At 72.3% G+C, this 19024-nt stretch carries 18 protein-coding genes and 3 tRNA genes; 8 read left to right on the top strand and 13 right to left on the bottom strand.

Features of this window, described 5'->3' with window-relative positions:
• Window positions 1–127 precede the first annotated feature (127 nt).
• Together ALMP_RS39905 and ALMP_RS39910 are read left to right on the top strand one after the other, a co-directional pair.
• A complete protein-coding gene (locus ALMP_RS39905) occupies window positions 128–1999 on the top strand; it encodes an HSP90 family protein (protein WP_264936898.1) in 1872 nt (623 codons plus the stop codon).
• Entirely contained in the window at window positions 1999–4932 is a 2934-nt protein-coding gene (locus tag ALMP_RS39910) for a tetratricopeptide repeat protein (RefSeq protein WP_264936899.1), read from the top strand. Before ALMP_RS39905 ends, ALMP_RS39910 begins: the two co-directional genes overlap by 1 nt.
• A 41-nt stretch (window positions 4933–4973) precedes the next feature.
• Here ALMP_RS39910 and ALMP_RS39915 read toward each other — a convergent pair whose 3' ends face one another.
• Window positions 4974–6692 (bottom strand): DAK2 domain-containing protein, encoded by a 1719-nt coding sequence (locus ALMP_RS39915; protein ID WP_264936900.1) that lies wholly within the window; start codon window positions 6690–6692, stop codon window positions 4974–4976.
• A 253-nt stretch (window positions 6693–6945) separates the two neighbouring features.
• On the opposite strand from ALMP_RS39915, the gene rpmB reads away from it, so the two are divergent.
• Window positions 6946–7131: a 50S ribosomal protein L28 gene (gene rpmB / locus ALMP_RS39920; RefSeq protein WP_003993230.1), complete on the top strand. Its 186-nt coding sequence runs from the start codon at window positions 6946–6948 to the stop codon at window positions 7129–7131.
• Window positions 7132–7267: 136 nt separating this feature from the next.
• Here the strand turns inward: rpmB and thiD are convergent, their stop codons facing one another.
• Window positions 7268–8074, bottom strand: coding sequence for a bifunctional hydroxymethylpyrimidine kinase/phosphomethylpyrimidine kinase (gene thiD / locus ALMP_RS39925; protein WP_264936903.1), 807 nt, complete (start codon window positions 8072–8074; stop codon window positions 7268–7270).
• Window positions 8071–9036, bottom strand: coding sequence for a thiamine-phosphate kinase (locus ALMP_RS39930; protein WP_264936904.1), 966 nt, complete (start codon window positions 9034–9036; stop codon window positions 8071–8073). Before ALMP_RS39930 ends, thiD begins: the two co-directional genes overlap by 4 nt.
• Window positions 9037–9242: 206 nt before the next feature.
• Between ALMP_RS39930 and ALMP_RS39935 the strand changes: the two genes are divergently transcribed.
• Together ALMP_RS39935 and ALMP_RS39940 are read left to right on the top strand one after the other, a co-directional pair.
• Complete coding sequence (locus ALMP_RS39935; RefSeq protein ID WP_037677600.1) at window positions 9243–9476, top strand: Lrp/AsnC family transcriptional regulator; 234 nt, start codon at window positions 9243–9245, stop codon at window positions 9474–9476.
• 20 nt (window positions 9477–9496) lie between these two features.
• A complete protein-coding gene (locus tag ALMP_RS39940) occupies window positions 9497–9979 on the top strand; it encodes a DUF3515 domain-containing protein (RefSeq protein ID WP_264936905.1) in 483 nt (160 codons plus the stop codon).
• Window positions 9980–10231: 252 nt separating this feature from the next.
• On the opposite strand, the gene ALMP_RS39945 is transcribed toward ALMP_RS39940, so the two are convergent.
• Genes ALMP_RS39945 through ALMP_RS39955 form a run of 3 tightly spaced genes read right to left on the bottom strand, consistent with a single transcriptional unit; the run spans window position 10232 to window position 13226 of the window.
• Window positions 10232–11389 (bottom strand): D-alanine--D-alanine ligase family protein, encoded by a 1158-nt coding sequence (locus ALMP_RS39945; RefSeq protein WP_264936906.1) that lies wholly within the window; start codon window positions 11387–11389, stop codon window positions 10232–10234.
• Window positions 11390–11448: 59 nt separating this feature from the next.
• A complete protein-coding gene (locus tag ALMP_RS39950; RefSeq protein ID WP_264936907.1) occupies window positions 11449–12459 on the bottom strand; it encodes an NAD(P)H-dependent glycerol-3-phosphate dehydrogenase in 1011 nt (336 codons plus the stop codon).
• Window positions 12456–13226, bottom strand: a complete 771-nt coding sequence (locus ALMP_RS39955; RefSeq protein ID WP_264936908.1) for a 1-acyl-sn-glycerol-3-phosphate acyltransferase — start codon at window positions 13224–13226, stop codon at window positions 12456–12458. Before ALMP_RS39955 ends, ALMP_RS39950 begins: the two co-directional genes overlap by 4 nt.
• Window positions 13227–13381: 155 nt before the next feature.
• On the opposite strand from ALMP_RS39955, the gene cofC reads away from it, so the two are divergent.
• Both cofC and ALMP_RS39965 read left to right on the top strand, forming a co-directional pair.
• On the top strand, window positions 13382–14020 hold the full coding sequence (cofC, locus tag ALMP_RS39960) for a 2-phospho-L-lactate guanylyltransferase (protein ID WP_264936909.1): 639 nt from the start codon (window positions 13382–13384) through the stop codon (window positions 14018–14020).
• Window positions 14021–14029: 9 nt separating this feature from the next.
• Window positions 14030–14233 carry a hypothetical protein gene (locus ALMP_RS39965; protein ID WP_264936910.1) on the top strand — a complete coding sequence of 68 codons (204 nt, stop codon included), beginning with the start codon at window positions 14030–14032 and terminating at the stop codon, window positions 14231–14233.
• A gap of 105 nt (window positions 14234–14338) precedes the next feature.
• On the opposite strand, the gene ALMP_RS39970 is transcribed toward ALMP_RS39965, so the two are convergent.
• From ALMP_RS39970 to leuC, 4 genes are all read right to left on the bottom strand, one after another.
• Window positions 14339–14998, bottom strand: coding sequence for an HU family DNA-binding protein (locus ALMP_RS39970; RefSeq protein WP_264936911.1), 660 nt, complete (start codon window positions 14996–14998; stop codon window positions 14339–14341).
• 137 nt (window positions 14999–15135) lie between these two features.
• On the bottom strand, window positions 15136–15366 hold the full coding sequence (locus ALMP_RS39975) for a hypothetical protein (RefSeq protein ID WP_264936912.1): 231 nt from the start codon (window positions 15364–15366) through the stop codon (window positions 15136–15138).
• A gap of 260 nt (window positions 15367–15626) precedes the next feature.
• Window positions 15627–16220, bottom strand: coding sequence for a 3-isopropylmalate dehydratase small subunit (gene leuD, locus ALMP_RS39980; RefSeq protein ID WP_264936913.1), 594 nt, complete (start codon window positions 16218–16220; stop codon window positions 15627–15629).
• Between the two features lie 6 nt (window positions 16221–16226).
• Entirely contained in the window at window positions 16227–17657 is a 1431-nt protein-coding gene (gene leuC, locus ALMP_RS39985) for a 3-isopropylmalate dehydratase large subunit (protein ID WP_264936914.1), read from the bottom strand.
• A 186-nt stretch (window positions 17658–17843) separates the two neighbouring features.
• On the opposite strand from leuC, the gene ndgR reads away from it, so the two are divergent.
• Window positions 17844–18560 (top strand): IclR family transcriptional regulator NdgR, encoded by a 717-nt coding sequence (gene ndgR, locus ALMP_RS39990; RefSeq protein WP_026278050.1) that lies wholly within the window; start codon window positions 17844–17846, stop codon window positions 18558–18560.
• A 209-nt stretch (window positions 18561–18769) separates the two neighbouring features.
• Here the strand turns inward: ndgR and ALMP_RS39995 are convergent.
• The 3 genes from ALMP_RS39995 to ALMP_RS40005 form a co-directional block, all read right to left on the bottom strand.
• Window positions 18770–18842 (bottom strand) — tRNA-Glu (locus ALMP_RS39995).
• A gap of 28 nt (window positions 18843–18870) precedes the next feature.
• Window positions 18871–18942: transfer RNA gene (locus ALMP_RS40000), tRNA-Gln, on the bottom strand.
• 22 nt (window positions 18943–18964) lie between these two features.
• Window positions 18965–19024, bottom strand: a tRNA-Glu gene (locus ALMP_RS40005).

The following is a 19024-nucleotide window of genomic DNA, read 5'->3' on the forward strand; positions in this document are numbered from 1 at the left end:
ACACCTGGTCAGACGGCTCGTTCGGGCTCTAGGATGGCCCGCTCCGGCCATCTACCGCGGTCACCGCCCCACCGGGACCGCCCGACCCCGCGCCGTCGACCGTCCCCCAATCCGCGGCGCTGCAGCGATGGACTCCCAGACCTCACAGTCATCCCAGGCATCACAGTCACCTCATACGTTCCAGGTCGACCTGCGTGGTTTGGTGGACCTGCTGTCCCATCACCTCTACTCCAGTCCGAAGGTCTATCTGCGCGAGCTGCTGCAGAACGCCGTGGACGCCATCACCGCCCGGCGGGCCGAGGAGCCCGACGCCCCGGCGCGGGTGCGGCTGTTCGCGTCGGGCGGGCAGCTGCGGGTGGAGGACTCCGGTGTCGGCCTCACCGAGGCCGACGTGCACAACCTGCTGGCCACCATCGGACGCAGTTCCAAGCGGGCTGAGGGCCTCCAGGAGGCCCGCTCCGACTTTCTCGGGCAGTTCGGCATCGGGCTCCTGGCCTGTTTCGTGGTCGCCGAGCGGATCCGGGTGGTCAGCCGCAGCGCCCGTACCCCCGGCGCGCCGCCCGTGGAGTGGACGGCCCGGGACGACGGCTCGTACACCGTGCGGACGCTGCCCCACGAGGAGCGGCCCGAGCCCGGCACCACCGTGCACCTGGTGGCGCGGGCCGGGGCCGGGGAGTGGCTCGCCGAGCGGCGGGTTTTGCAACTGGCCCGCGACTTCGGCTCGCTGCTGCCGTACGACGTGCGGGTGGGCGAGGAGGCGGTCACCGATCTGCCGGCGCCCTGGGACCGGCCGTACGCCTCCCCGGCCAACCGGCGGGTGGCACTGGCCCGGCACTGCCATGAGCTGTTCGGGTTCACCCCGCTGGACTCGATCGAGCTGCACGTGCCGCTGGCGGGGATCCGCGGGGTGGCGTACGTGCTGCCGGCCGCGGTCAGTCCGGCGCAGCGGGCGAGTCACCGGGTGCACCTGAAGGGCATGCTGCTGACCGAGCGGGCCGAACAGCTGCTGCCCGACTGGGCGTTCTTCGTGCGCTGCGTGCTGGACACCGACAGTCTGCGGCCCACGGCCTCGCGCGAGTCGCTGTACGAGGACGAGACGCTGGCGGCGGTGCGGGAGGCGCTGGGCGAGCGGATCCGGTCGTGGTTGACGGGGCTCGCGGCGGGTGATCCGGAGCGCCTCGGGGCCTTCCTGGCCGTGCACCACCTGGGCGTGAAGTCCCTCGCGCGGCACGACAAGGAGATGCTGCGCACGATGCTGCCGTGGCTGCCCTTCGAGACGACCGACGGGCGGCTGTCCCTGGAGGAGTTCGCGCAGCGGCACCCGGTGGTGCACTTCACCCGGACGGTGGAGGAGTACCGGCAGGTCGCGCCGATCGCCTCCGCGCAGGGCGTCGGGGTCGTCAACGGTGGTTACACCTACGACAGCGAGCTGGTGGAGGCGCTGCCGTCGGTGCGGCCGGGGACGGTGGTCGCCGAGCTGGACGCGGACACCGTGACCGCCCATCTGGACGCGGTCGCTCCGGCCGAGGAGCTGGCGCTGTCGGGCTTCCTCGCCGCCGCGCGGGCGAAGCTCGACCCGCTGGGCTGCGATGTCGTCCTGCGCGCCTTCCACCCGCTGTCGGTGCCCGCGCTGCACCTGGACGACCGGGCGGCCCGGCACGAACAGGCGCGGGCGGAGGCCGAGGCGCAGGCCGACGACCTGTGGGCGGGAATCCTGGGCTCGCTGCGCGGCAGCGCCCCGCGCGCGCGTCTGGTGCTGAACCATCTCAATCCGCTGATCCGGCGGATCAGTTCGCTGCGCGATCCGGAGCTGATCGGCACCGCCACGGAGTCGCTGTACGGGCAGGCGCTGCTGATGGCGCAGCGGCCGCTGCGGCCGGCCGACTCCGCGCTGCTGAACCGCGCGTTCATCGGCCTCCTGGAATGGGCCACGCACGGGGAGTCCGCACACGGGGGTTCCACGCACGGGGAGTCGGCACACGGGGAGGACGGCCACTGATGACCGAGATCACGGACTTCGACGCGCTGCGCCGGGCGCTGGCGGAGAACTCCGAGCAGCCGGAGGGCCCGGCCCGCAACGCGCGCGCGGAGCAGCTGCTCGTGGAGGCCGAGAAGCTGAACATCCCGCTCGCCGTGATCGAGGCGCTCGGGCACCAGCTGAAGGTCTACAACTACAGCTCCGAGAAGGACAAGATGTTCGTCCCGTTCGCGCGGCTGCTGCGCATGTGGGACGAGCGGCCCGAGGACTTCGACGAGTACGAGACGCACTCGCTGCACTGGGTCTTCAAGTGGATGTCGGCCGGCATGCTCGACCAGCCGCACATCCCGCTGGCGTCCGTGGAGAAGTGGCTCGGCGAGATGGAGCACCGCTACCGGCTCGCGGGTCACTCCGAACGGGCGGTGCGCAGCGCCGAGTTCAGCGTGGCCGCGCACATCGGGGACGTGGCACGGGCCGAACGCGCGTTCGCCGCCTGGCTGGCGGCGGACCGGGACAGCATGGCCGACTGCCACGCGTGCGAGCTGCACGGACAGGGCTGGTGGCAGGCGGAGCGCGGCCGGGACACCGAGGCCCTGGAGTTGTGGGCGCCCGTCCTGGAGGGCGCGTACTCGTGCGCCCACGAGCCGCACACCGTGCTCGCGTCGTCGCTGGTGCCGCTGCTGCGGCTGGGCCGCCTGGAGGAGGCGCGCGCCCATCACCTGCGGGGCTTCCGGCTGGTGCGGGCGATGGAGAGCATGCGCGGCGCGTACGCCGACCACGTCGAGTTCTGCGCGCTGACCGGCAACGAGGCGCGGGGCCTGGAGCTGCTCGCGGAGCGGCCGGCGTACTTCACGGACGAGGGCCACCCGCGCAGCAAGCTGGAGTTCCTGAGCGTGGTGGTGCTGCTGATGGAGCGGCTGACCGCGCGGGGCCTGGGCGGTCAGCGGGTGCCCGGGCCGGCCGGGCGGACCTGGACCGCCGCCGCTCTCGCGGCGCACGCGCGCGCGGAGGCCCTCGCGCTGGCCGCGCGTTTCGACGAGCGCAACGGCACGCCGTACGTCAGTGAGCGGGCACGCGCGCGGATGGCGCAGCAGCCGCTGGTGGACCGGCTGCCGCTGGGCGTGCGGGCGGCGCGGCCGGCGGCAGCGCCGGTCGTGCCCCCGGCTCCGGTCCAGGAGCCGGGCGAACCCGATCTGTCGGCGCTGCTCGCCGAGGCACGGAGGCTGTCGGACACGCTGCGGCCGCACGCCGTGGAGGCGTGGGCGGCGGTGGCGCGGGCCGCCGAGGGCGTGGAGCTGGACGCGCGTGACCGCGCGGAGATCGCCGACCACGAGGCGATGGGGCTGGGCCCCGGGGGCGCGGAAACGTTCGAGCGGGCGGCGGAGCTGTACGCCGAGGCGGGCGACCCCGGGGAGGCCCTGGCGGCACGCGCGCGTGCGGCGTACGTCCGCGCGCTCGCCGGGGACGTCGAGGGGGCGCTCGCGGCGGTCGCCGACCCGTACGACGAGGTCCTCGCGCTGTACGCCGAGGGCGGTACGGAGGTGCGGCAGGCGGCGGGTGTGCTGATGGGCCGGGCGCGGATCCTGATGCGGCGCGTCCACGAGGCGGAGGGCCCCGTCGAGGAGCCGGTCCTGAAGGACGCCGAGGCGGCCGCGCGGGAGCTGCTCGCGCTTGTCGAGGGACGCGCCGGGGACGACGTACGGCTCGCCGCGCGGGTCGCGGAGGGGCACGCGATGCTCGCGGAGCTGGCGACGCGCGCGGGGGACGTGGAGACGGGCGCGCGGATGTTCGCGCGGGCGGCGGCGGAGTTCGTCGCGGCGGACCTGCCGTGGTTCGCCGTGGAGTACGAGGCACGGCTGGCCGGTCTCGCGCACCATCTGGGCGACCTGGCGGAGGCGGAGCGGGCGCTGCGGGCGGCTCTGGAGCACGGCGGCGCCCAGCTGGAGCCGGTCGGGCGGGCCCAGCTGTATCTCCAGCTCGCCGAGGTCGTCGGGGGGCGCGGGGAGGCGGAAGAGGCCGCGGAGCACGCCCTGGAGGCCGCGCACTGGGCCGACGAGGCGGGCGAGGGCCCGACGTTCGGCGCGTGGGCGCGGCACCAGCTGGGCGGGTTCCTGGTGCGACAGGGCCGCTGGGCGGAGGCCGCCGAGGTGCTGGAGTCGGCGCTGGCGGACCTGAGCGTCGAGACGCACGGCGACGGGCCGGTTGTCCAGACGCAGTGGTGGCTGGGTGACTGTCTGAGCGAGCTCGGGGAGCACCGGGCCGCCGCCGAACGCCGGCTCCAGGCCGCCGAGATCGCCCGGCACTGGCCGGAGCAGCACGACCACGCGACCCTGGCGCACCTGGCCGCCGAGTCCCTCGGCCACGCGGGGCTGCCCGCCGAGGCCGACCAGGCGTACGTGCGCGCGGGTGAGCTGTGGCGCGCCCTGGGCAACGTCCACGGTCTCGTGCGGTCGCTGCGGGCCCGCGCGTGGCTGGCGCTGCGCGCGCAGGAGGGCACGGACGCGGCCCGGGAGCTGATGTCGGGCGCCGTCGAGGAGTGCGCGGACGCACTGGGCGCCCTGGACGACGACGAGGAGGCCCGGCGCCGGCTGGTCGCGGAACTCGGCCACACCCACCGCCAGTTCGGGGACCTGCTGGCCCGCTCGGCCGCCGAGGACGCCGACGACGACTCGATCCGGGGCGCGTTGGAGGAGGCGCTGTCCCAGATGGCGGAGGCGGTCGCGGTGTTCGTCTCCCTGGGCGAGGACGCCCGGGACGCCCGCACCGGCGCCGAACTGGCCGCGGGCTGGCTGGAGACCGACCTGGGCCGCCCGGCGGACGCGGCGGCACGCGCGCGTGCGGTGCTCAGGGCGTACGCCGAGGACGGCCTCGAGGGCGAGGACGACGAGACCGTGCGGGCGCGGCGGGCGGAGGCGGAGCAGATGCTCCAGGTCGTGACGGAGCAGTCGGAGTAGGCCGCGCCGGAAGGGCGGCGGGGAGCCGGCGTCGGGGGGGGTTACTCGACGCCGATCAGCAGCAGCGCCCCTTGCCGCCCGCCCCGGTACACCACCGTGTCGACGGCCAGGTAGGCCTCCCGCACCCGCGCCTCCAGGTGCTCCGCGATCCCTTCGGGGGCGTCGTCGCCGAGCACCAGGGTGACCAGCTCCCCGCCCGCCGACAGCATGCGGTTCAGGACCGTCTCGGCGGTGGCGGTGACGTCGGCGCCGATCACGGCCACGTCGCCGTCGACGAGTCCGAGGACGTCACCGGCCTGGCAGATGCCGGCCATGGTCCAGGACTGGCGCTCGGCGACGGTGACCTCGGCGTAGCGGGTGGCGCCGGCGGCGGAGGTCATCGAGACGACGTCCTCGTCGAAGCGGCGGTCCGGCTGGTGCACGGCGAGCGCGGCGATCCCCTGGACCGCGGAGCGCGTCGGGATCAGGGCGACCCGGATGCCCTCGGTGCGGGCCTGCTCGGCGGCGGCGGCCGCGGTGTGGCGCAGGTCGGCGTCGTTGGGCAGCAGCACCACCTCGCGCGCGTGGGCCCGCCGTACGGCCTCGACCAGTTCCCCGCTGGCGGGCGGCTCCCCGGGGCGTGCGAGCACCGGGGTCGCGCCGGCCTCGGCGTACAGCCCGGCCAGGCCCTCGCCCGGCACGACGGCGACGACGGCCCGCTGGGCCCGCTCGCGGGGCGGGCGCTCGCCCCCGCGCGCGTGCACGTCGTCGACGCCGAAGTGGGTGATGCGGATCCGGTAGGGCCGGCCGGCCTCGACGCCCGCCTCCACGGCGGCTCCGGCGTCGTCGACATGGACGTGGACGTTCCACAGCCCGTCGCCGCCGACCACGACGAGGGAGTCGCCCAGGGCGTCGAGCCGCTCCCGCAGCCGGGCCACGGCCGCGTCCTCGGCCTCCAGGAGGTAGATCACCTCGAAGGCGGGGCCGCCGGTCTCGCCGGGGGTCTCCTCCGCCGCGCAGAGGTCCGCCGTACCGAGCTCCACGCGCGCGTGCGCAGGGGGGTTCTCGGTGCCGGGCACGGGGGCGGCGGAGTCCGCGGGCCGCTCTCCCGTGAACGTCTCCACCAGCGCGGCGAGCACCGCAACCAGCCCCCGTCCGCCCGCGTCGACCACTCCGGCCCGCTCCAGGACCGCCAGCTGGCGCGGGGTCGCGGCGAGGGCCGTGCACGCCCCCCGGTACGCCGCCCGCGCGACCGTCCCGCAGTCCCCCTCGGCCCCTCCGGCCCCTCCGGCGGCGTCGGCGGCGTCGGCGGCGGCCGAGGCGACCGACAGGACCGTGCCCTCGACGGGATGGGCGACGGCCTGGCGGGCGGAGTCGGCGGCGTGCCGCAGGGCCAGCCGCAGCCCCCGCGCGTCGGTGTGCGGGGTCTCACCCTCGGCGGCGAGCACCTGGGCCATGCCCCGCAGCAGCTGCGCGAGGATCGTCCCGGAGTTCCCGCGCGCCCCGATGAGCGCGCCGTGCGCCATTGCCCGCGCGGCGTCGGCCAGGGAGGGCGCCCCGGCGGGCTCCGCACCGGCCTCGTACCCCGCGAACACCGCCTCCACCGCGGTCGCCGCCGACTCGACGGTCAGATACAGGTTGGTGCCGGTGTCCCCGTCCGCGACGGGATACACGTTGATCGCGTCGATCTCCTCACGCGCCCGTCCCAGGGCGCGCAGCGCGAGACCGCACCAGGTGCGCACCGCGAGAGCATCGAAGAACGTCGGCGGCACCTGCGGCACCTGCGCCTCCTTGAGCTGCTGGACTGGGACGCAGCGTAGACCCAGGGCGGGTGCCGGACGGAAGAGGGCCGGAGCCGGGGCCTGGGCGACCATGGTAGTTTCGTTGTACTGGCGCAGTCGTTGTATGCTGCTCCGGTTGCCCGATCCAATCGGGCTCTCCCCTGGCAACGCCACTCAGATCTTTGATCCCATGATCGTGATCCCGGCATGCCGGGATCAACCGTAAGTGCATCTGAAGTCTTTGGAGTGACCCGTGGCTGCCAACTGCGACGTCTGCGGCAAGGGGCCGGGCTTCGGCAACAACATCTCGCACTCGCACCGCCGTACGTCCCGCCGCTGGAACCCGAACATCCAGCGTGTGCGTACCGTGGTCGGCGGGACGCCGAAGCGCGTGAACGCCTGCACCTCGTGCATCAAGGCCGGCAAGGTCTCGCGCTGACGCTCAGCTGAGCGCGCGGCCACTGCCGGTTCGCTGTAGAAAGCCGGTCCACATCGCGTGGACCGGCTTTCTGCTGCGCGACGGCCGTCTCTCCGCCGCTCCACGGGTCGCTCAGAAGACGCGCCCCGCCGCACGCCTACCGGTCGCCCCGGAACCGCCACCCGTGATCCACCGGCCCGATGCCGCCCCCCAGCGCGAAGCCGGCCGCGATGGCCCCCGTGACGTACTCCTTGGCCGCCGTCACCGCGTCCGGCACGGACCGTCCTCGCGCGAGGTGCGAGGCGATCGCCGACGCGAGGGTGCAGCCCGTGCCGTGCGTGTGCCGGTTGTCGTGGCGGGGGGCGCGCAGCCAGTGCTCGGCACCGCCGTCGGTCAGCAGGTCCACGGCGTCGCCGGACAGATGGCCGCCCTTGATCAGCACCCATCGGGGCCCGTACCCGAGCAGCGCCGCGGCGGCCTCCCGCATCCCGGACTCCGACTCGACGCGCACGCCCGTGAGTTGGGCCACCTCGTCGAGGTTCGGCGTCGCCACGGTCGCCACCGGCAGCAGCTTCGTACGGACCGAGTCCAGCGCGGACGCCGCCAGCAGCGGGTCCCCGTGCTTGGAGACGCCGACGGGGTCCACGACGGCCGGCGCGTCCGTGCCGGCGATCAACTCGGCCACCGCTTCGACGAGTTCGGCCGACGCCAGCATGCCCGTCTTCACGGCCTGGACGCCGATGTCGTCGACGACGCTGCGGTACTGGGCCCGTACCGCCGCCACGGGCAGTTCCCAAGCGCCCTGCACACCGAGGGAGTTCTGCGCGGTGACGGCCGTGAGCACGCTCATGCCGTGCACGCCGAGCGCGAGCATCGTCTTCAGGTCGGCCTGGATGCCCGCGCCGCCGCCGGAGTCGGAGCCGGCGACCGTCAGCACCCGCGGCGGCGCACCGGCGGACGTCATGACTCGATGTCCCCGAAGTGGTCCCAGCCGCCCTTGCTGGTCCAGGGCGCCCCATCGACCGTGACCTGGGGAAGCGCGGAGGGGTTGAGGACCTCGCCGATCACCTTCCAGCGGGCGGGGAGCTTCACGTCCGGTGGGAAGGTCGCCACGATCGCGTGGTCCTCTCCCCCGGCCAGCACCCACTGGAGAGGATCGACGCCGACGGCCTGACCGATGTCGTTCATCTGCGTCGGGATGTCGATCGCGCCGGAGCGGACGTCGATACGGACCTTGCTGGCCTCCGCGATGTGCCCGAGGTCCGCGATCAGCCCGTCGCTGACGTCGCACATCGCGGTCGCGCCCAGCGCGGCGGCGGCCGGACCCGCGTGGTACGGCGGCTCCGGGCGGCGATGGGCCTCGACGAAGGCGCGGGGCGAGCGGAAACCACGGGAGAGGACCGCGTACCCGGCGGCGGACCAGCCGAGCCAGCCGGTCACCGCGACGAGGTCGCCGGGCTGGGCGCCGGCCCGGGTGACGGGCTCCTGGTTGCGCAGGTCACCGAGGGCGGTGATCGACACCATGATCGTGTCGCCGCGTACGACGTCACCGCCGACCACGGAGGCACCCGCGACCTGGCACTCGTCGCGCAGGCCGTCCATCAGCTCGCTCGGCCAGGTGACCGGCAGCTCGGCGGGGACGACGAGGCCGAGCAGCAGGGCGGTGGGGACGGCGCCCATCGCGGCGATGTCGGCGAGGTTCTGGGCGGCGGCCTTGCGGCCGACGTCGTAGGCGGTGGACCAGTCGCGGCGGAAGTGCCGGCCCTCCAGCAGGATGTCGGTGCTGGCCACGACCCGGCGATCGGGCGCCGCGACCACCGCGGCGTCGTCGCCGGGGCCCACCCGGACCGCCGGGGTGGTGGTGAGACGGGAGGTGAGCTCCCTGATGAGCCCGAACTCCCCGAGCTCACCAACAGTGCCCTTCATTGCCCTTTCGCCCCTTCTGTACCTGTCTGTGCCCGGTCGCGCAGGACCAGTGTCCTCGATACGGTCGAGGTGACCGTCAACTTCTGTCGTGCCTGCACCCCGGCGCGGGGGCCGCGCCCCCCGCAGGTCTCCCCGCGGCTGGCGGCGACGCGATACCGTGGCGTTCCTTTTCCCCACATGATCCTCGTGGCCGCCCTGGAGGTTCCGTGGTACAGGCGTACATCCTGATCCAGACGGAGGTCGGCAAGGCGTCGACCGTCGCCGAGACGATCAGCAAGATCCCTGGGGTCGTCCAGGCCGAGGACGTGACAGGTCCCTACGACGTGATCGTGCGGGCCCAAGCCGACACGGTCGACGACCTCGGCCGGATGGTGGTCGCCAAGGTCCAGCAGGTGGACGGGATCACCCGTACCCTGACCTGCCCCGTGGTGCATCTGTAGCCCCCGTCTACCCTTGGCCGGTGAACCTTTTCCGTCACCGGCCAGTCGTTCTGCCCTCGCTCGCCCTGCTGCTCGCTGCGGCGGGCTGCTCCTCAGCAGACGGTGACGCTTCAGCGGCGGTTCCCAGCCCCTCGGCAACGGTCACCGAACTGTGCCGAAACCTGGACGAGGCGCTGCCGTCCACGGTGGACGACCAGGAACGCCGGGATCCCTCACCCGAGTCCGCACTGACCGCGGGCTGGGGGAACCCGGCGATCATACTGCGCTGTGGTGTCGAACGGCCCGAGAAGATGAGCGATACAGAGGCCGACGGGGTCGAGGTGAACGGCGTGGGGTGGCTGCTGGAGAAGCAGCGGGACGGCTCCTTCCGTTTCACGACCGCGTTGCGCAAGGCGTATGTCGAGGTGTCGATCCCCGAGGACCGCACGGCGGACGGCCTGGCGCCGCTGGTCGACCTGGCCTCCGCCGTCAAGAAGACGATCCCCGAGGGGATCGCGGACTGAGCCCCGGCCGCGGTGCGCCACCGCGGCCCCACGCCCTCGAAGGGCTGGGCGCTGTCGTGCGGATCACCCCGGCACGCACTGCCCCGGAGGGGTCGCGTCACTCGCCGGCTCCCCCACGCCCGGCCTCGCTCGCGCAGGAGGCGCCCCCCTCGCGTCGACTCCCCCTCCGCCTTGCGGCTCACGCACCGGACCCCGCTCGGGTCGGCCGGAAGACACCGCACCTCACCGCCGGCCTGATCCGAACGACAGAGCCTAGCGCAGCCCCGTCGACCGGTTCAGCGCCGCCTGGATGAGCCGGTCCACCAGCTCCGGGTAGCCGATGCCGCTCGCCTGCCACATCTGCGGGTACATGGAGATCGGCGTGAAGCCGGGCATGGTGTTGATCTCGTTGATCACGAACTCCCCGTCCTCGGTGAGGAAGAAGTCCGCCCGTACGAGCCCCTCGCAGGACGCGGCCTCGAAGGCGGCCACCGCGAGCTTCTGCACCTCGGCGGTCTCCTCGGGCGTCAGCGGGGCCGGGACGACGCCGGGGGTGGAGTCGATGTACTTGGCGTCGAAGTCGTAGTACGCGTGCGCGTCCGGCGGCGGGATCTCGGCCGGGACGGAGGCGCGCGGACCGTCCTCGAACTCCAGCACGCCGCACTCGATCTCCCGGCCGCGCAGCGCCGCCTCGACGAGGATCTTCGGGTCGTGGCGCTGGGCCTCGGCGATCGCCTCGTCGAGGCCGGCGAGGTCCTCGACCTTGGTGATGCCGATCGAGGAACCCGCGCGCGCGGGCTTCACGAACAGCGGCCAGCCGTGCTCGCCGGCGAAGTCGACGATCTTCTTGCGGGCGGCGGACTCGTCCCGCTGCCACTCGCGGGGCCGGATCACCACGTACGGGCCCACCTTGAGCCCGAAGGAGGAGAACACCCGCTTCATGTACTCCTTGTCCTGGCCGACGGCCGAGGCGAGCACACCCGAACCCACGTACGGAATGCCGGAGAGCTCCAGCAGGCCCTGGAGTGTGCCGTCCTCGCCATAGGGGCCGTGCAGGACCGGGAAGACGACGTCGACCTCGCCGAGCGCCTTGGGCACCGATCCGGGCTCGCAGTACACGACTTCGCGGCTGGCGGGGTCGACGGGGAGCACCACGCCGCCCTCGGGCGACTCGGCCAGCTCGTCGACGCTGGGCGTGCGGCGGTCGGTGATCGCCATGCGCTCGGGCGCGTCGGCGGTGAGGGCCCAACGGCCGTCCCGGGTGATGCCGATCGGCAGGACCTCGTACTTCGTCCGGTCGATGGCCTTCAGAACGGCGCCCGCGGTGACCACGGAGATCCCGTGTTCGGAGCTGCGCCCGCCGCACACGACGGCCACGCGCGGTTTGCGGGACGGCTGCTCGGGGCTCTGGGGGAGGTTCTCGGTGCTCATATCGCGATGAGAGTACCCGGTGGTAGTTCCCCGAGACAGCGTCCGCCCCGGGGGTTCGCTCAGCGTCGTTCGGGCTTCGCGCTGCGCGACATCAGCTCCTTGAGGGCGACCACCGGGGGCTTGCCCTCGTGCACGATTCCGACGACCGTCTCCGTGATCGGCATGTCGACGCCGTGCCGGCGCGCCAGATCCAGCACCGACTCACAGGACTTGACGCCCTCCGCGGTCTGCTTGGTGACCGCGATGGTCTCCTGGAGGGTCATGCCCTTGCCGAGGTTGGTGCCGAAGGTGTGGTTGCGGGAGAGCGGCGAGGAGCAGGTCGCCACCAGGTCGCCCAGGCCCGCGAGGCCGGAGAAGGTCAGCGGGTCGGCGCCCATCGCGAGGCCGAGCCGGGTCGTCTCGGCGAGCCCTCGGGTGATGAGCGAGCCCTTGGCGTTGTCACCGAGCCCCATGCCGTCCGCGATGCCGACGGCGAGCCCGATGACGTTCTTCACCGCGCCGCCCAGCTCGCAGCCCACCACGTCGGTGTTGGTGTAGGGGCGGAAGTACGGCGTGTGGCAGGCGGCCTGGAGGCGCTGGGCGACCCGCTCGTCGGTGCAGGCGACCACGGCCGCGGCCGGCATGCGGGAGGCGATCTCCCGGGCCAGGTTGGGCCCCGTGACGACGGCGACACGGTCGGCGCCGACCTTGGTGACGTCCTCGATCACCTCGCTCATCCGCATGGTCGTACCGAGTTCGACGCCCTTCATCAGCGAGACGAGGACCGTGTCGGGCGCCAGCAGCGGGGCCCATTCGGCGAGGTTGGCGCGGAGCGTCTGGGAGGGCACGGACAGGACCGTGAAGTCGGCGTCCGCGGTGGCCTCGGCCGCGTCCGTGGTGGCCCGCGCGGTGCGCGGCAGCTCGACGCCGGGCAAGTAGTCGGGGTTGGTCCGAGTGGAGTTGATCGCTTCGGCGACCTCCGCGCGGCGGGCCCACAGGGTGACCTCGCACCCCGCGTCGGCGAGCACCATGCCGAAGGCCGTGCCCCACGAACCGGCGCTGAGGATCGCCGCCTTGACCGGCTTGCTCACGTGCTCTGCCCTTCTGCCTGGTTGCCCCGGGTCTGCGCCTCCGTCTGGCGCCGCTGCTCGATCCTCTCCCGGCGCGGATCGTACGGCGTCTCGGGTGCCTTCTCGCCGCGGATCTCCTCGAGCTGGCGGGTGATGGCGGCCATGATGACCTCCGTCGCCTCCTTCAGCAGCTCGGGGGTCATCTCCTTGTCGTAGAACCGGGCGAGGTCCACCGGCGGGCCCGCGAGGACGTGGTGGGTCTTGCGGGGAAGGATGTTGGGCTTCTTGGCGTAGGGCGGGAGCAGCTCGTTGGCGCCCCACTGCGCGACCGGGATGACCGGGCACTTGGTCTGCAGGGCGACGCGCGCCGCGCCGGTCTTGGCGGTCATGGGCCAGCCGTCGGGGTCACGGGTGAGGGTGCCCTCGGGGTAGAAGGCGACGCATTCACCGCGCTCCACGGCGGCGATCGCGGCCCGGAAGGCGCTGAGCGCGTCGGTGCTCTCGCGGTAGACGGGAATCTGTCCGGTGCCGCGCATCGCCGCACCGACGAACCCTTTCCTGAACAGCCCGCTCTTCGCCAGGAAACGCGGCACTCGTCCGGTGTTGTACTGGTAGTGCGCGTATGCGAAGGGGTCGACGTGCGAATTGTGGTTCACCGCGGTGATGAATCCGCCCTCGGCCGGAATGTGCTCCATCCCACGCCAGTCCCGCTTGATCAGAATCACCAGCGGCGGTTTGCAGAGCACCGCAGCGAAGCGGTACCAGAAGCCGATTCTGCGGCGGGGCACGCGGACACCTTCCTCTAGGACTTCCTCCGGCGCCAGGGGGCCGCACAAGTGTCGCCCCGGGCCGCCGGTCTGTCGAGGACACCGTACGCCCCGACCGGCGTGGCGCCCGAGGGGCCGGGTGACAATGGCCGCGACGAGAGAGGGACGGTACACCGGTGCAGTGGAGCTTGGTCATACCTCTGAAGCCCTTGGCGCTGGCCAAGAGCAGGCTCGCGGACACCGCCGCCGACGGTCTGCGCCCGGGGCTCGCCCTCGCCTTCGCCGAGGACACCGTGTCGGCCGCGCTGGCCTGCCCTGTCGTACGGGATGTGGCGGTCGTCACGGACGACACGCTGGCCGGGCCGGTGCTGGCCGCCCTGGGCGCCCGTGTGGTCGCCGACGAGCCGCGCTCCGGCCTGAACGCCGCGCTCGCGCACGCGGCGGCCGCCGTGCGCGCCACACATGCCGACAGCGCGCTCGCCGCTCTGAACGCCGATCTCCCGGCACTGCGTCCGGGGGAATTGGCCCGAGTTCTCGATGCGGCCTCGAAATTCCCGCGCGCATTTCTCCCGGATGCAGCCGGAATAGGAACGACTCTTCTCGCCGTGGCGCCCGGCCGTGAATTGCTCCCCGCATTCGGTACCGATTCACGCGCCCGTCACCGCGCTTCCGGCGCCGCGGAGCTGACCCTCGACGGGGTGGATTCGGTACGGCAGGACGTGGACACCGGGGAGGACCTCCGGGCGGCTCTGGCGCTGGGGGTGGGCCCCCGGACGGCCGCGGCGGCCGCGCGTCTGCTGATCCCCGGGCAGTAGGCTGCCGTCATGCAGGCCACCGCATACACGTACGACCCCGACACCCGCAGCGGACAGGTGCTGCTGGACGACGGCACGCCGGTGCCCTTCGACGCGCCGGCGTTCGACGCGGGCGGGCTGCGGCTGCTGCGGCCGGGACAGCGCGTGCGGATCGAGACCGAGGGCGAAGGGGACGCCCGGCGCGTGACTCTGGTGACGCTGCACACCTTCTGAGGCTGCCGCACACCTTCTGGAGGCCGTCGGAGCGCCGCCGAACACGCCGCGGGCCGGACTCCGAGGGGAGTCCGGCCCGGCGTAAACGCCCTTGACCTGCGTCGCCTAGCGGGCGGTGGTCTTCTTGGCGGTGGTCTTGCGGGCAGTCGACTTCTTGGCGGGGGCCTTGGTGGCCGTCGCCTTCTTCGCCGGGGCCTTCTGGGCCGTCGTCTTCTTGGCGGCGGCGGTCTTGGCCGTGCCGGTCTTCTTGGCGGCCGCGGCCGTCTTCTGGGTGGTGGCCTTCTTCGCGGTCGTCTTCTTCGCGGCGGCCGTGGTCTTCTTCGCGGCGGCCGTCGTCTTCTTCGCCGGGGCGGCCTTCTTCGCGGCGGCCGTCGCCTTCTTCGCCGGGGCGGCCTTCTTCGCGGCGGCCTTCTTGACCGTCGCCGAGGCACCACCGGTCAGGCTGCCCTTGGGGGCCTTCTTCACGGCGACGTCGTTCTTCGGGAGCTTCTTCGATCCGCTGACCAGGTCCTTGAAGCCCTGACCCGCGCGGAAGCGCGGCACGGACGTCTTCTTGACCCGAACCCTCTCGCCCGTCTGGGGGTTACGGGCGTAACGAGCCGGACGGTCGACCTTCTCGAACGAACCGAAGCCGGTGACCGAGACCCGGTCCCCGGCGACGGTCGCGCGGACGATGGCGTCCAGGACCGCGTCGACCGCGTCGGCGGCCTGCTGGCGGCCGCCCAGCTTGTCGGCAATCGCTTCTACGAGCTGCGCCTTGTTCACGTCTTCCCCTTCGGAGACATCGCCAGAACGAAAGTGTTCAAGCTTTTTCGCACGTTAGGCAGATATATACCGCAAATCAAACACGAAACGGGCTAATCACCCTAGTGCCGCAACGAACTCGGCTGCCCCGGAGGCGATCAACGCTCCTCTTCGGGCACGCGCCCCTCGTCGAGGTCCGCCATGAACCGCTCCAGACGCCTTGTCGCATCGGCGAGATCGTGCTTGGCCGCGGCCGTAATGACCAGCAGCTTCCGGGTCAGCGCCATCCGTACGCCCTCCGGGACTTGCAGTGCGCGCACTCTTGCGTGCGCTTCCTTGAGTCGGTCCGCGACCGCCGTATAGAGCTGGAGTTGGCCGTCGTGTTCCATGCACAGATTGTGCCATCTGGGGCGAGTTGTCGCCCGCGCAGGGGGCAACTGCCGCCTCAAACGGCCTTCCGGGCATCTCGGGAGGTCGCGTCCTCAGTGAGCGCGTACCCCGGCAACCACCTTCTTAACGTGGGAAGTTGGGAGAAGAGGTGAGGACTCGCGGGGCCGAACGGGTGCAGACATGGCCGTACCCCCGATCGGACCGATCGGGGGTACGGAGGGGGTGTCGCGGTGGCCGAAACTCGACCGTACCGGCGGCCTCAGACCTGGAGCGTCCGCGGCTTGTACGACGGGCGCTTGGCCTCGTAGGCGGCGATGTCGGCCTCGTTCTGAAGGGTGATGGAGATGTCGTCCAGCCCGTTCAGCAGCCGCCAGCGGGAGTTCTCGTCCAGCTCGAAGGGGGCGGTGATGCCCGCGGCACGCACCTCACGCGCCTCAAGGTCCACAGTGACCTCAGCAGTCGCGTCCTTCTCGGTGAGCTCCCAGAGCGCGTCCACGATCTTCTGCTCCAGAACGACCGTGAGCAGACCGTTCTTCAGCGAGTTGCCGCGGAAGATGTCGGCGAAGCGGGAGGAGATCACGGCCTTGAAGCCGTAGTTCTGCAGTGCCCAGACGGCGTGCTCACGGGAGGAGCCGGTACCGAAGTCGGGGCCGGCGACCAGCACGGTCGCACCCTGCCGCTCGGGGCGGTTGAGGACGAACTCCGGGTCCTTGCGCCAGGCCTCGAACAGCCCGTCCTCGAACCCGTCCCGCGTGACCTTCTTGAGCCAGTGAGCAGGGATGATCTGGTCGGTGTCGACGTTGGAGCGGCGCAGCGGGACGGCCCGGCCGGTGTGCGTGGTGAATGCTTCCATGACTGATCAGACTCCAGCGGGCGTACGGGTCTCGGCGTCGGACAGGTCGGCCGGGGAGGCCAGGTGGCCCAGGACGGCCGTGGCGGCCGCGACCTGCGGCGACACCAGGTGCGTACGACCGCCCTTGCCCTGCCGGCCCTCGAAGTTGCGGTTGGAGGTGGACGCGGAGCGCTCACCCGGGGCCAGCTGGTCGGGGTTCATGCCCAGGCACATCGAGCAGCCCGCGTGCCGCCACTCGGCGCCGGCCTCCTTGAAGACGACGTCCAGGCCCTCGGAGACGGCCTGGAGGCCCACGCGCGCGGAGCCCGGGACGACCAGCATCCGTACGCCGTCGGCGACTTTGCGGCCCCGCAGCAGATCGGCGGCGGCGCGCAGGTCCTCGATGCGGCCGTTGGTGCAGGAGCCTACGAAGACGGTGTCCACCTTGATGGAGCGCAGCGGCTGCCCGGCCTCCAACCCCATGTATTCCAGGGCCTTTTCGGCGGCGAGGCGCTCCGAAGCGTCTTCGTACGAAGCCGGGTCGGGGACGTCCGCCGAAAGCGGCGCGCCCTGGCCGGGGTTGGTGCCCCAGGTGACGAACGGCGACAGTTCGGCGGCCTCGATGACGACCTCGGCGTCGAACTCGGCGTCCTCGTCCGTCTTCAGCGTCTTCCAGTACGCGACGGCCGCGTCCCAGTCCTCGCCCTTGGGGGCGTGCGGGCGGCCCTTGAGGTACTCGAAGGTGGTCTCGTCGGGGGCGATCATGCCCGCTCGGGCGCCGGCCTCGATCGACATGTTGCAGATGGTCATCCGGGCCTCCATCGAGAGCTTCTCGATGGCGGCGCCGCGGTACTCCAGGACGTAACCCTGGCCGCCGCCCGTGCCGATCTTCGCGATGATCGCCAGGATCAGGTCCTTGGCGGTGACGCCCTCGGGCAGCTCGCCGTTGACGGTGATCGCCATGGTCTTGGGGCGGGCCATGGGCAGCGTCTGGGTGGCCAGCACGTGCTCGACCTGCGAGGTGCCGATGCCGAACGCCAGACCGCCGAAGGCGCCGTGCGTGGAGGTGTGGGAGTCGCCGCAGACGACGGTCATGCCCGGCTGGGTCAGACCCAGCTGCGGGCCGACGACGTGCACGACGCCCTGCTCGACGTCGCCGAGCGGGTGCAGCCGGACGCCGAACTCGGCGGCGTTCTTGCGCAGCGTCTCCAGCTGGACACGGGAGACCGGGTCCGCGATGGGCTTGTCGATGTCGAGGGTCGGGGTGTTGTGGTCCTCGGTCGCGATGGTGAGGTCGAGGCGGCGCACCTTGCGGCCGCTCTTGCGGAGGCCGTCGAAGGCCTGCGGGCTGGTCACCTCGTGCAGCAGGTGCAGATCGATGAAGAGGAGGTCGGGCTCGCCCTCGGCGCGCCGGACGACATGGTCGTCCCAGACCTTCTCCGCGAGTGTCCTACCCATCGCTTTCCCTCCGGCCGGCAAGGTGCGCCGGCCCAACTAGAGATCTTGAGGAGCGGCGCCCGCGCCCCTGTATCCGGGCGTCCGCCGCCGGGCCCGTTGGTCTTCGGGCCGCTGTGCATCCAAGGGTTGCGCGTCTCACGGGAAAATGAACTTGCGTTTCACAGAGTGAGACGGGAATATCGTTTCATGGACAACAGTAGCGGCGTCGGCGTTCTGGACAAGGCAGCCCTTGTCCTGAGCGCCCTGGAGTCCGGTCCGGCCACCCTCGCGGGGCTGGTCGCGGCCACCGGACTCGCACGACCCACGGCTCACCGTCTGGCCGTGGCTTTGGAACACCACCGCATGGTGGCGCGCGACATGCAGGGCCGTTTCATTCTCGGCCCGCGCCTGGCGGAACTGGCCGCCGCGGCGGGCGAGGACCGTCTCCTGGCGACCGCCGGGCCGGTGCTCACCCACCTCCGGGACGTCACGGGCGAGAGCGCCCAGCTCTACCGCCGCCAGGGCGACATGCGCATCTGCGTCGCCGCGGCGGAACGCCTGTCCGGCCTTCGGGACACGGTCCCGGTCGGCTCGACGCTCACGATGAAGGCCGGTTCGTCGGCGCAGATCCTGATGGCCTGGGAGGAACCGGAGCGCCTGCACCGCGGCCTCCAGGGCGCCCGCTTCACGGCGACGGCCCTGTCGGGCGTACGGCGCCGGGGCTGGGCCCAGTCCATCGGCGAGCGCGAGCCGGGCGTGGCGTCCGTCTCCGCGCCCGTGCGCGGCCCCTCCAACCGGGTCGTGGCCGCCGTGTCGGTCTCGGGTCCCATCGAGCGTCTGACCCGCCACCCGGGCCGTATGCACGCCCAGGCCGTCATCGACGCCGCCGCCCGCCTCTCCGAGGCCCTGCGCCGCTCGGGCTGAGCCCGGCGGCCCGAAGATCGGGAACGCCCTTCGGGGGGAGCCGGCCTCAACGCCGCGGCAGGCTCTCCCCGTACCGTCCCCGAACTTCTCGTCTCCCGAGCGGGGTTGAGGCGTCTCCCGAGCCGGATCGAGGCGCGAGCCGAGGGGGCCGGGATGCGGACCGGGCATGCGAAAGGCCCCCCACATCTGTGGAGGGCCGTTCCGTCGAGTACCCCCGACCGGATTCGAACCGGCGCTACCGCCTTGAGAGGGCGGCGTGCTAGGCCGCTACACAACGGGGGCGTGGACTCTGCGTTTCCGCAGGTCCGAGCTGGTCTACCTGGACTCGAACCAAGACTAACTGAACCAGAATCAGTCGTGCTGCCAATTACACCATAGACCAATGTGGTTTAGACCAGTCGTACCCCCGACCGGATTCGAACCGGCGCTACCGCCTTGAGAGGGCGGCGTGCTAGGCCGCTACA

The organism is Streptomyces sp. A012304, from assembly GCF_026008495.1.
GTDB lineage: Bacteria > Actinomycetota > Actinomycetes > Streptomycetales > Streptomycetaceae > Streptomyces.